Annotated in this window: 11 protein-coding genes and 1 tRNA gene; 8 read left to right on the forward strand and 4 right to left on the reverse strand. The window is 43.9% G+C overall.

The window, feature by feature from the left end:
* Window positions 1-5: 5 nt before the first annotated feature.
* From trpD to ACFQ21_RS16200, 6 genes are all read left to right on the forward strand, one after another.
* Window positions 6-992: an anthranilate phosphoribosyltransferase gene (gene trpD / locus ACFQ21_RS16175; protein WP_377580318.1), complete on the forward strand. Its 987-nt coding sequence runs from the start codon at window positions 6-8 to the stop codon at window positions 990-992.
* A 37-nt stretch (window positions 993-1,029) separates the two neighbouring features.
* A complete protein-coding gene (gene trpC / locus ACFQ21_RS16180) occupies window positions 1,030-1,842 on the forward strand; it encodes an indole-3-glycerol phosphate synthase TrpC (RefSeq protein WP_377580319.1) in 813 nt (270 codons plus the stop codon).
* Window positions 1,843-1,864: 22 nt separating this feature from the next.
* Window positions 1,865-2,491 (forward strand): phosphoribosylanthranilate isomerase, encoded by a 627-nt coding sequence (locus tag ACFQ21_RS16185; protein WP_377580320.1) that lies wholly within the window; start codon window positions 1,865-1,867, stop codon window positions 2,489-2,491.
* A gap of 85 nt (window positions 2,492-2,576) precedes the next feature.
* Window positions 2,577-3,758: a tryptophan synthase subunit beta gene (gene trpB, locus ACFQ21_RS16190; RefSeq protein ID WP_377580321.1), complete on the forward strand. Its 1,182-nt coding sequence runs from the start codon at window positions 2,577-2,579 to the stop codon at window positions 3,756-3,758.
* 52 nt (window positions 3,759-3,810) lie between these two features.
* The gene (gene trpA / locus ACFQ21_RS16195) at window positions 3,811-4,587 is read left to right on the forward strand and encodes a tryptophan synthase subunit alpha (protein WP_377580322.1); all 777 of its coding nucleotides are present in this window, start codon (window positions 3,811-3,813) and stop codon (window positions 4,585-4,587) included.
* Between the two features lie 50 nt (window positions 4,588-4,637).
* Entirely contained in the window at window positions 4,638-5,648 is a 1,011-nt protein-coding gene (locus ACFQ21_RS16200; RefSeq protein WP_377580323.1) for a bifunctional 3-deoxy-7-phosphoheptulonate synthase/chorismate mutase, read from the forward strand.
* 66 nt (window positions 5,649-5,714) lie between these two features.
* Here the strand turns inward: ACFQ21_RS16200 and ACFQ21_RS16205 are convergent, their stop codons facing one another.
* On the reverse strand, window positions 5,715-7,583 hold the full coding sequence (locus ACFQ21_RS16205; RefSeq protein WP_377580324.1) for a M1 family metallopeptidase: 1,869 nt from the start codon (window positions 7,581-7,583) through the stop codon (window positions 5,715-5,717).
* A 47-nt stretch (window positions 7,584-7,630) separates the two neighbouring features.
* On the opposite strand from ACFQ21_RS16205, the gene ACFQ21_RS16210 reads away from it, so the two are divergent.
* Window positions 7,631-7,981 carry an ArsC family reductase gene (locus tag ACFQ21_RS16210; RefSeq protein WP_377580325.1) on the forward strand — a complete coding sequence of 117 codons (351 nt, stop codon included), beginning with the start codon at window positions 7,631-7,633 and terminating at the stop codon, window positions 7,979-7,981.
* 318 nt (window positions 7,982-8,299) lie between these two features.
* On the opposite strand, the gene ACFQ21_RS16215 is transcribed toward ACFQ21_RS16210, so the two are convergent.
* The 3 genes from ACFQ21_RS16215 to ACFQ21_RS16225 all read right to left on the reverse strand — a co-directional run bounded on the left by ACFQ21_RS16215 (window position 8,300) and on the right by ACFQ21_RS16225 (window position 11,724).
* Window positions 8,300-8,373 (reverse strand) — tRNA-Ile (locus ACFQ21_RS16215).
* Window positions 8,374-8,524: 151 nt separating this feature from the next.
* Window positions 8,525-10,105, reverse strand: coding sequence for a GAF domain-containing protein (locus ACFQ21_RS16220; RefSeq protein WP_377580326.1), 1,581 nt, complete (start codon window positions 10,103-10,105; stop codon window positions 8,525-8,527).
* A gap of 491 nt (window positions 10,106-10,596) precedes the next feature.
* On the reverse strand, window positions 10,597-11,724 hold the full coding sequence (locus ACFQ21_RS16225) for a fatty acid desaturase family protein (protein ID WP_377580327.1): 1,128 nt from the start codon (window positions 11,722-11,724) through the stop codon (window positions 10,597-10,599).
* Between the two features lie 216 nt (window positions 11,725-11,940).
* Between ACFQ21_RS16225 and ACFQ21_RS16230 the strand changes: the two genes are divergently transcribed.
* A complete protein-coding gene (locus ACFQ21_RS16230) occupies window positions 11,941-12,462 on the forward strand; it encodes an RNA polymerase sigma-70 factor (protein ID WP_377580328.1) in 522 nt (173 codons plus the stop codon).
* Window positions 12,463-12,500 lie beyond the last annotated feature (38 nt).

Raw genomic sequence — 12,500 nt, forward strand, 5'->3', positions numbered from 1 at the left:
AAAGAATGAAACATATATTAAACGAACTGATCGATCACCGCTCGCTTACCAAAGAAACCGCGAGACAAGTATTGGTTGATCTTGCTACAGGTAAATATAATCCGAGTCAGACAACTGCGTTCATGACGGTATATATGATGCGCAGCATAACGGTAGACGAGTTGCAAGGCTTTCGTGATGCCATGCTGGAGTTGTGTCTGCCTGCTAAATTTGATCAACCCGTCATGGATGTGTGCGGTACGGGCGGTGATGGTAAGAATACATTTAATATATCCACGCTTTCATCGTTTGTTGTAGCGGCAGCCGGTCAGCCGGTTGCCAAGCATGGTAACTATGGTGTTTCATCGGCCTGCGGATCTTCCAACCTGCTTGAATACTTCGGTTATAAATTTACCAGCGATGTAGATGAACTGAAGCGCAGCCTCGATCGCTCCAACATCTGCTTTATGCACGCACCGTTGTTTCATCCGGCGATGAAAAATGTAGCACCGATACGGAAAGAGCTTGGCGTAAAAACATTCTTTAACATGTTGGGACCGATGGTAAACCCAGCGTTCCCGAAACGACAACTCGTGGGTGTATTTAGCCTGGAGCTGGCGCGACAGTATGGATATTTATACCAGAACACCGATAAAGATTTTGTGATCCTTCACTCCATTGACGGCTATGATGAAGTATCACTTACCAGTGCATTCAAATATTTCTATAACCAGGGTGAACGCCTGGCTACTCCTGCTGATCTTAATTTACCCCAACTAAAATACGAAGACCTGAAAGGCGGCGATACCGTAGAGGAGTCTGCCAAAGTATTTATGAAAGTATTGGAAGGTAAAGGAACGGCAGCGCAAAATGCAGCGGTGATTGCCAATGCAGGCATGGCGTTATACGCAGGCCATCAGCAGGATGGATTGCCCGCAGCTTTGCAACGCGCGAAAGAAGCGTTGGAGTCAGGCAAGGCACTTCAGTCGTTTAAGAAACTTGTACAGCCTTAATTAACGTTTTACAGATATATACCAACACACCAAACGCATGAATATTCTCGATAAGATCATTGAACAAAAACGCAAAGAGGTAGAAGAGCGAAAAAGCCTGTACCCGGTAAAACTGCTGGAGAAAGGAATTTACTTTTCGACACTGCCGGTTTCGATGAAGAAATATATACTGCGCGAAGACAAGACCGGTATCATTGCCGAGTTTAAGCGGCAGTCGCCATCCAAAGGTACAATCAACGCGCATGCTTCGGTTGAACGTACATCTATAGGCTATATGCAGGCCGGTGCTTCAGCACTCTCTGTACTGACAGATAAACAATTTTTCGGTGGTACGAATGATGACCTGATGATTGCGCGGAAATTTAATTTCTGCCCGATTATCCGTAAAGATTTTACGATCGATGAATATCAGATTGTCGAAGCAAAATCCATCGGGGCCGATGCTATACTGTTGATTGCTGCTGTACTCGAACCGAAGCAAGTAAAAGAGTTAACCGACTTTGCACATACGTTTGGGCTGGAGGTGTTGCTGGAAGTACACGATGAAGACGAATTGAAGCGAAACCTGGAAGCAGGAGCGGACCTGATCGGTGTTAACAACCGTAATCTGAAAACATTTGAAGTCGGCATCGAAGTATCGAAACGACTGGCATCGCTTATACCCGATTCGGCAGTAAAAGTATCTGAGAGTGGAATTTCTTCGGTGGATACTATACTTGAATTAAAGAAGTATGGCTACCGCGGATTCCTGATGGGAGAGAACTTTATGAAACACAGCAGACCCGAGCAAGCTGCCATGGAGTTTATGGACGAACTCCGAAAAGCAGAAGGACTTAAACTAAATGCATAGTATATAACTATAGTTATCGTATATGGAGGTGAAGCTGAAAGTTTGTGGAATGCGGGATGCAGAGAATCTGTTGAGTGTAGCGGCATTGCGACCAGACTATATGGGCTTTATCTTCTATCAAAAATCACCACGCTTTGTCGGGGAAGACTTTCAGGTACCGAAATCTTTTCCGGCTGATATAAAAAAGGTAGGTGTGTTTGTAAATGAGACACCTGAAAAAATGCTTGCTATAGCCCGCATGTTGCAGCTTGATTATTTGCAGCTGCATGGAAATGAATCAGTAGAAGTTTGTGCTACCATCAAGCAGGCAGGCATTGGTGTTATCAAGGTTTTTTCAGTAGGCGATGATTTTGATTTTGCAGTAACAAAGCCATATCAATCTTCAGTCGATTTCTTTTTGTTCGATACAAAAGGTAAATACTACGGAGGAAACGCGCAGGTATTTGATTGGACTGTGCTAAATCGATACGATCAACAAATACCATTCTTCCTCAGCGGAGGCATCACACCCGACAATGTTATAAATATAGCATCGTTAAGGAATATGAACCTTCATGCATTGGACGTAAACAGCGGAGTAGAGATACAACCCGCGCTCAAAAGCGTTGAAAAGCTAAACACACTCATTACACAAGTATCGATACTATAAATCGTGGACACGTGCATAGATCACACTCACATCACTATCACACCAATCGTGTAACCAGTAGCCAGTAACCAGAAGCTTTAAGAATATGAAATATACAGTTGACCAACGCGGATACTACGGACAATTCGGGGGTGCATACATCCCTGAAATGCTATATCCCAATGTAGAGGAACTTCGGAATAAATATCTTCAGATCATTCAGAGCGATGACTTTAAGAAGGAGTTCCAAGACTTGCTAAAGAATTATGTAGGACGCCCTACGCCTTTATACCATGCCGCGCGCATGTCGGAGAAATATGGCGCCAAAATATACCTGAAGCGCGAAGACCTTTGTCATACCGGTGCACACAAGGTAAACAATACCATAGGACAGATCCTGCTGGCGAAACGCCTGGGCAAAGAGAAGATCATTGCCGAGACAGGTGCCGGGCAGCACGGTGTTGCAACGGCTACAGTATGCGCACTGATGGGTATGGAATGTGTCGTATACATGGGCAAGGTTGATATGGAGCGGCAACGCCCCAACGTAGAACGTATGCGCATCCTGGGAGCAAAGGTTGTACCTGCCCTGAGCGGCAGCATGACATTGAAAGATGCGACCAACGAAGCGTTACGTCACTGGATCAACAATCCAACCGATACACACTATATCATTGGTTCTGTTGTAGGTCCGCACCCGTATCCGGATATGGTGGCGAGATTTCAATCGGTGATCAGCGAAGAGATGAAAAAGCAATTGCAGGAAGAGATCGGTAATCCGTTCCCTGACTATGTATTTGCCTGCGTAGGTGGCGGCAGTAATGCAGCCGGTGCATTCTATCATTTCCTCGATGATGAGCATGTAAATTTAGTGGGTGTGGAAGCGGCTGGTAAAGGTGTTGACTCAGGCGAGTCTGCGGCAACAACCGCGCTTGGAAAAGTAGGTGTACTGCATGGCAGTAAGATGTTGCTGATGCAAACTGAAGATGGACAGGTAGTGGAACCTCATTCCATATCGGCAGGTTTGGACTATCCCGGAATAGGTCCGATGCATGCACACTTGTTTGAGACAGGCCGCGTAAAATTTGTAAGCGCTACCGATGATGAAGCGATGAAAGCCGGCATCGAGCTGGGTAAACTGGAAGGAATTATACCGGCTATAGAATCCGCTCACGCATTGGCTGCACTTAATCAGTTTGAATTTGATAAGGATGATGTTGTGGTCGTTAATCTTTCCGGAAGAGGCGATAAAGACCTGGAGACCTATATCCGATGGGGTAAATATTAACAGTATACTATTTATCCGAAATCTTCAGTCTTAAACATCAACCTCAGAAAAAATGAAAAACAGAATAACCGAACTATTCGCTAAAAAGAAAGGAAATATATTAAATGTATACTATACGGCTGGCTTCCCGGCTTTGAACGATACGGTACGCATAGCCCAGGCGTTGGAGAAGGCTGGTGCCGATATCATTGAGATCGGTATACCGTTTTCCGATCCGGTTGCCGATGGACCTACCATCCAGGAGAGTAACAAGATCGCGCTTGACAACGGCATGACATTACACCTGCTGCTGGAGCAGGTAAAGGAGATACGCAAAACCGTATCGCTCCCTATTATACTCATGGGCTATATCAATCCCGTGATTCAATATGGTGTTGAGAAGTTTGCCAAAGATGCTTCTGCATTGGGAGTGGATGGTGTTATTATACCCGACCTGCCGCTACATGAGTTTGAGGAACAGTATAAAGCACTTTTCAAATCGCTGAACCTCTGCAATACGTTTCTGATATCACCCACAACATCGGAAGAGCGCATTCGCAAGATTGATGCTGCCACAGAAGGATTTATATATGCGGTATCAGCATCCAGTATAACCGGTGCCAAAGGCGATTTCTCTTCTGAACAAGTGCAGTATTTTGAACGTCTGCAGAACCTGAAACTGAAGAATCCGTTCCTGATCGGATTCGGTATATCCAATCATTCAACGTTTGCCAAAGCCTCGCAGTATAGTGCTGGTGCTATTGTAGGGAGTGCTTTCATTAATTTGTTGCGCGAAGCGAAAGATATATCGGCTGATGTTGATGCATTCGTCAAGTCACTGAAAAAGTAAAACCCAAATCCCAATAAAACCCAACTACAAACCTAACGTCTACCCGTGCTATGATCATTCAACTAAACCCAACGATCGCACCTCCGGACAGAGAGGCTATCATTACGAAAGTAAAAAGTCTGGAGTATAAAACTACCGAGGTAAAAACGCAGAAAGGTTCTTACCTCGTAGCTATCGGTAAGAAAGATTTTGACATTCGCCAGCTCGGACATTTGCAAGGCATTGCCGATATACATCGTGTGTCTGACGACTATAAACTTGTCTCACGCAAGTGGAAAGTTGGTCGCACACATATTGATCTCGGTGATGGTGTTGTGATCGGTGACGGAAACCTGTCGATCATGGCAGGTCCGTGTTCCATCGAGAACGAAGAGCAGGTACAAAGAACAATCGATCACCTGGTAAAGAACGGTGTCCGCATTATGCGCGGTGGTGTATTTAAACCCCGCAGCTCTCCGTATGCTTTCCGTGGACTTGGTATAGATGGTTTGAAGATGTGGTATACACTTGCAAAGAAGGCCGGTATAAAAATTATCACAGAGGTAATGCAGGTAAGTCAGATTGCCGAGATGTATGATTACGTTGATGTATTCCAGGTAGGTGCACGCAATACACAAAATTTTAACCTGCTGGATGAACTCGGCAAAGTTGACAAAGCGGTGATGATCAAGCGTGGTATATCCGGCACGATAGAAGAGTTATTGTATTCCGCAGAATATGTATTTGCTGCGGGCAATGAAAAGCTGATTCTGTGCGAGCGTGGTATACGCACGTATGAACGTGCAAGCCGAAACACACTCGATGTAAATGCTATACCCATTCTGAAAGAGAAAACACATTTGCCTGTGGTGGCTGATCCATCGCACGGTATAGGCATTCGTGAATTTGTAGAGCCGGTAGCACTCGCGGCCGTAATGGCGGGAGCCGATGGTATTATTTATGAAACGCACCAGGAGCCCGAGAAAGCTGCATCAGATGGACAACAGACGTTGGACTTTGAGGAGTCGACTAACCTGATCAATCGTCTGAAGAAGACATCTACACTTTTGCAGAGCTTCTGATTTTTTTCAATCTATACTATACGCGGCAGCAAGGTATATATCATGCCTTGCTGCCGCGTTTTTTTATTACTTCAAAAGTTTATCTAAACTATTAACCGCCACGAAATGGTAGTTAGGACGCGCTTTGGTATAAATGGAAGTTGCGAGCTTTTTACCCTCTGCCGTTTTGATAAGTTCACTATATAAAGGCATCAGGAATTTTCTACGACCGGTGTTGGTCAGGAACGTTTCAATTTTCGGATATACTTTTTCATAGCCGTTACGAATAGCAATCACGCCCCATGCTGTGATGATCTCAGCGTTGCCCGACTCGGTAAATTTACCGAGTTTATCAAGTGCAACCATCTGCTGCTGTGTTAATGTATCCGGAAGGTTTTTGAGGAAGTGCAGCCATTCATGTGTACTCCATTTTGATGTTGCCTCCGTTTGTATAGCCTTACCGGATTTCCATTGCGTTAAGGTTTCGTCCACTTTTGTAAAACGATCCGCTACCGGTGTCGGGCAATAGGAGGGGAGCCCTTCGGTATATATCCAGTCGTTGAATAAAGAATCGGGTAACGCTATGGTAAATTTGGATTGGTAGTAATTCTTGATAAAAGGAATGAACTCTTCCGTTGTCATTACTTTAAACGCATTCTGCGTGAAGTAATCTTTAACAAACTGATCGAACTTCTCGCGGCCGTTTTGCTCTTCGATCGTGCGCAGAAAATAATAGCCTTTGTTATAGGCAATGGTAGTTACACCATCATCCGGATTACGATCGTCAAGGTTTAGTTTCAGTTTGGTATCGGCAGCGTGCCCTTCATCCGTTAATGATTTTATTTCTTCTTTTACTTCCTGCAGGTTTAGAGACGCAAGCATTTCGGCATAGTCCTTACCATATAGTTTTTCCATGATTCGCGTTTCGAAATATACCGTGAAGCCTTCGTTCAGCCAGAAGTCATTCCAGGTAGCATTTGTTACCAGGTTGCCAGACCAGCTATGCGCAAGCTCATGTGCAATGAGCGATGTGAGGGAACGATCGCCCGCCAATATAGTCGGTGTCGCAAACGTAAGCCGTGGATTTTCCATGCCCCCAAATGGGAAGCTTGGAGGTAGCACCAATACATCATAACGTTCCCATTGATATTTACCATAGAGCGCTTCCGCACCGGCAATCATTTTTTCAAGATCAGCAAACTCCCATGCGCAAGTATCTACCAGCGAAGGTTCAGCATATATACCACTGCGCTCGCTGATAGGGGTGAAAGCAATATCGCCAACCGACAACGCCAGCAGGTACGATGGTATAGGTTGCTTCATGGAGAAAGTATATATACCGGTCGCATTTTTGATTTGCGGGTTAGAGGCACTCATCAAGGCCAGCAGATCTTTGGGTACTGTAACTTCTGCATCGTAGGTAAAGCGCACACCAGGGGAATCCTGGCAAGGTACCCAGCTTCTCGCTAATATAGCCTGTGATTGTGTGAAGAGGAACGGATGTTTTTTACCTGCCGTCTGTTGTGCACTTAACCACTGCAATGCCTCTGCCTCCGGACTTGTGTGATAGGTGATGGATACTTCCGTTGTACCCGGCTTCAGCATTACCGCGAGTGCCTGTCCCAGCGTTGAATCAGCATCGGCCAATCTATACTCTGTGGGAGCATCGTTGTTGAGCGTTACTTTTTCAATGGAGAGTCCCTTGGTATCAAAGGTTATCAGATCAGCGTCTGCATTGGCTTCAATCGTCCAGGTAGCCACAGCGTTGATGATCTTCTTGTCAAAATCAACAGCGGCTTTCCAGTGCAGATGTTTTACGCGGGCTTCGGCAGGTTGTGCGTATGAGTGCGGATCAGTTGGCTTCATTACAGTTTCAGTTGTTTTTTTAGGTTGGCAAGCGATTAACAGGTACAATACAAGTACATAACTTAGTTTTGTGATGATCTTAATCTTCATACCTTCGAATTTATAAGACAAACTACTATATTTTTTATTGAACGACTATGACCGTATACGGAATTAAAAATTGCAATACCGTAAAGACTGCACTCGACTGGTTGAAGAAGCACAACATAGAGTTCGAGTTTCACGATTACAAAACAAAAGGCATTACCGATGCGCGTTTAAAAGACTGGAGCAAGCAGGTAGGATGGGAGAGTCTGGTAAACAAGCGTGGCACCACCTGGCGTCAGTTGGACGAAGTCACACAAGCCGGTGTGAAGAATGAATCATCTGCCGTAGCACTAATGAAAGAGAAGACCAGCGTAATTAAACGCCCGTTGATCGAGCACGATGGAAAAGTATTGGCGCTTGGCTTTGATGAGCAGGAGTATAAGAAGGTGTTTAAGAAGTAAATCTTATTTGAAAATCTGCTATGTGTGATAAGGAAAACTAACTGATTGGAATGACAAAATTAAGAGCTATTCTTTCGGAAGGCGCGGACTACTTTGGTGCATGGATCGAAAATTTGTCTGGAGTTTACGGTGCAGAGACGGTAGCAGAAGCCAAATCTTGCGTGGGCTTGTATGTAGAGTAAACACAATGAAGTCCCTTGCGTGGTTAAAGAACGGGATGTATAAATTTATATACTAGTTGTATAGCTGTCTTTTAAGTATAGTATTAAAAACAAAAAAGCCACTTACTCGAACATCTGTAAGTGGCTTTTTTTTAAGTGGGCCCAGCTGGGCACGATCCAGCGACCCCCTGATTATGAGTCAGGTGCTCTAACCAGCTGAGCTATGGGCCCAAAATTGGACTGCAAACGTAATGTTTTCTGTAAGTTTTCCAAAGGCCGAAGGGCAAAAAAATATCAAAATGATAGGATGTGGGGTGGGGCAGTCAAAAAAAAAGAGGCCCGTTCGTGTCAGGCCTCTCTTCACAAGCAAGATCAATTATAACTACACCTGAGCCATCAGGTGAACGTTCTCGGCTTCAGCGCGTTTGCGTGCCATGGCTTCCTGCGTGGCAACGAGCTCTTCCATATTCTGACGCAGCTCTTCTTCGGTGGCGCGCATTTCTTCGGCCTGCTGTTGTGAAGTTGCCAGCAGCAATTTCATTTGCTCGGTTGTCCTTGCGCTCTGTAAAGCAGAGGCTACAAACTCGCCAGCCTTCTCCATGAAGAGTACCTGGTGCTTCTCAAATTTTTCGAGGCCGGCTATTTCGATGATGGCTTCGATCTTATCATTGTATTTCATCGGTACAATCAGAACACAGCTTGGCGTTGTCTCACCCATGCCCGAAGTGATATAGGTATATCCCTGCGGCAGTTTGGTTAACATCGTAGTTTCTCCTTCCAGAAAAGTCTGGCCGATCAACCCTACCCCTATATCAATTCTGCGCTCTACAAATTTCTTCCGGTCGTATGCATGGCAGGCAGCAAGTTCCAGGTACTCATTTTTGCCTTCATCATTTTTCAAAACAAATAATCCACCTTGCAGCGCACCCATATATTTAGTCAGGAACCTTACAACTTCGTCTGCCAATACCGTCAGGTTGCCTTGATTGTTTCGTACGGTTTCTGAAATTTTAGTAAGGCCTTCATTACTCCATAAACGCGTCTCTTCTTCGCGCTTCATTTGGCGTAACTGATCTCTCATTTTAGTCAGTCGTCCGGCCAGGTTTGTTTCGTTCAGTGCCTTGTTCTCTTCATTCAGCGTTGCCCACTCCGTGGCATAGTTGCCATCGGCAATGTGTTCTATAAATTCACTGGCATGCTGCAGGTTTCGGATTGAATTCTCAACGAGTTCCTGGTGATCATTAACACGTATAGATGTGCCCGGGTTGAAGACATACTTCCGGTTGTTCTCTTCCAGGTCGGTGAGTAATTTTTGTCGTGAGCGATTGTCGTTCTTTATTTTGATCACGATAAATACAAGTGTTGGCAGTCCCACCAGAAGCAGAAAGAACTGCAGGTATAAATTATTTCTGACAGCCGCCTGGTAACTCTCTTCTGCAGCGAGACTTTTTGCTTTTTCAAATTCAATGATCTTTCCGCCAATCTCATGCGTACGACTCCAAACGGTCATGCCACGGTCTTCCAGCATCATACTTTTGAATACTTCTGTACTGTCGAGTTTTGCCATCTCGATCATCTTCATATTGAAATCAACATACTCGTGGTATATTTTCTGAAGCTCTTTTATTCCGGATACATCGTAGCCTTCTTTGGCAAGTCTCTGTTCTATACTTTCAAAATGCGGCCACAGATAATTGATTGAGTTGGAAGTAGGCGTAAGCAATATTTCCTTCTTGCTAAGACCGTACGCTCTTACACCCAGGTCTATATTATTCAGAAATGTTATCAGCTTCTCTATATCTTTTATCATTGCGTCTGATTCTTCCCGTATAGTGTTGTTCGTAACAATGGTTTCTTTATTCTGATACATTAACACGATGTTTATTACCAACAACGTAGCGATCAGACTGATGGAGAATAAGATTATGTTCTTCCTGAGATAACGTTCAATTAAATTTTTCATAAAGCCACTCCGAATTTTATCTGTTATTTTATTTTTTTTCTTTTTATACTTCGATTGGTATATATACCTTCGATTACGGACATAGTGCTGTCAGGAATGTTGATCTAAAATTATAGCGTAATAGTACTGTGAGACTGTTCTATAGGCCCAAGAGGTAATTCACGATTTGTGATGGGTGTGCGGTTAGTTGCTTGCAAAAGTCTAACATTAACAGCAAGGTATATTTATGCAAATGAAGCGTACAACATCATTGTAAGGTTCAGCATGCTTTTGAAAAAAGATATAGCAATTGTACGTCTTGCTACAAAAGATCTGCTCCGTGGATTTACGTAGTAGCAGCTCCGTATATCGGTCTTTTGGCATTCAAGACATTTCAGGAAAATGTCTTTGCAGGTTATTTCATACCTGACGGAGAATAACAGAAGAAGCGCTTCGCCGGTTAGTCGAAGCGCTTCTTCTTTAAAAATAGGACAACTATATTTTTGGGATTTCTAAATCACAAATTCTTTTGCTCGCACGAGATTAGCATCGAGTGATTCTTTACCAAACTTTCGGAGCATCCGGTAGTGGGATGCAAGTGCTGTGGTGAAAGAAATATTTTCGTGATACGGTAATCCATATTCCGAAGCTGTTTCTTTTACAATCACTGATAGTGCGGGATAATGTGTATGACAAACTTTCGGAAACAGGTGATGTTCAATCTGCATATTCAGGCCGCCACAGAAAAAGTGCGTAAAGAAATTACGAACACCAAAGTTAGCGGTGGTACGCATCTGGTGAGAGGCCCATGTATCTTCCATTACGCCACCTGTATCCGGTTCAGGAAATTCGAGTCCTTCAACAATGTGCGCAAGTTGAAAGACCAGTCCTAATACAAACCCCTTTGCCATCTGCATGCATACAAACCCGATGATGAATTGCCACCAGGTAATGGATTCGATCAATAACAATGGCAGCACGATCACCAATCCATAGTATACTATCTTAAAGAAAAAGAGCTTGAAGAGTTCGATGCGTGGATGACGTGGTGTAGCATGGCAACCGATTCTATCCTGGAAAAATTTGATATAGTCTTTCGCAAAGATCCATGCAAGACTGGCCATGCCATAGAGTAAAAATGCATAGTAATGTTGATAGCGCTGAATGGGTAAAGGAGATTCCTGCGGGCATACACTCACAAGACCGGGAGCAACCACAAGATCATCGTCATGTTCATGAATATTGGTGAAGGTATGATGCACGAGGTTGTGCGAGATCTTCCAATTGTAAACATTGGCTCCGATGAGGTGAAACACAGAGCCCAGCGTTGTATTAACAAACGAACTTTGAGAGTATGAACCGTGCAGCGCATCATGACAAACATTGAATCCGATAAAGGCAGAGAAAACACCCAGGCTGATTGCCATCAGAAACATGGCCCATACCGGAAATGTATCGGAAAGAATAAGCAGGTACAGACTTAATGTACCGCCCAGAAAAAATATGGTTTTGAAAACCATGAGACTATCTGCGTGTCTGGAAATACCATTGCTGGTGAAATAATGATCAGCGCGTTCTCTTACTTTGGCATAGAAACCACTATGGTCTCTGGTGAATTTTACTTGTTCATTTGGTCTCACAGGTGCAGGTTGGACTATTTAGCAGCGTTAACACTACGCTATAATTTGTATAAGGTAAAACAAATTTTGACGTTAACCATATTTCTTTACCCTTTATTTTACAATGTGCGCTACCCAGCGTGTTTATAGAGGTTTGTGTCGCTGTATAACGGTCGTTGGTATATATTATTTTAATATCTTTAGGCTTATTCTGGCTATATAAGATCTACCCCAATCTTGACAGACAAGAACCTAAATACATTCGAGCAACTATTCCGGGAGCTGTTCAAGCCTCTGTGCAGCTTTTCGTTGAAGTATGTTGGCGATTGGGACGAGGCCAAAGGCTTGGTGCACGATGTCTTTGTCACAGTCTGGGAAAAATTTGACACATTTCCTTCTGATACGAATTACAAAAGTTATTTATATACCGCGGTGCGTAACCGAAGTCTCAATTATATACGCGACCGGAAGAAACACAGCATACTGGAGCATGTAAAAGAAGAAGATTACACCGAGGTAAATACTACGCTGGAGACTTCAGAACTTGAACAACGCATCGAACTGGCCATTCAATCACTTCCCGAAAAATGCCGGATGGTGTTTGAACTGAATCGTGTGGAAGGATTAAAATATGCGCAGATCGCAGATAAAATGGGAATCTCCATAAAAACGGTGGAGGCGCAGATGTCCAAAGCGCTTTCTGTTTTACGGGAGCACCTGGGCGAATTTCTGATGTTAATATTTTTTATGTTTCAATAAGGGTAAACGAAAGTTAATGTGTTTTAAAAACAGAATAC

The organism is Ohtaekwangia kribbensis (assembly GCF_042676245.1).
GTDB classification, from domain to species: domain Bacteria; phylum Bacteroidota; class Bacteroidia; order Cytophagales; family Cyclobacteriaceae; genus Ohtaekwangia; species Ohtaekwangia kribbensis.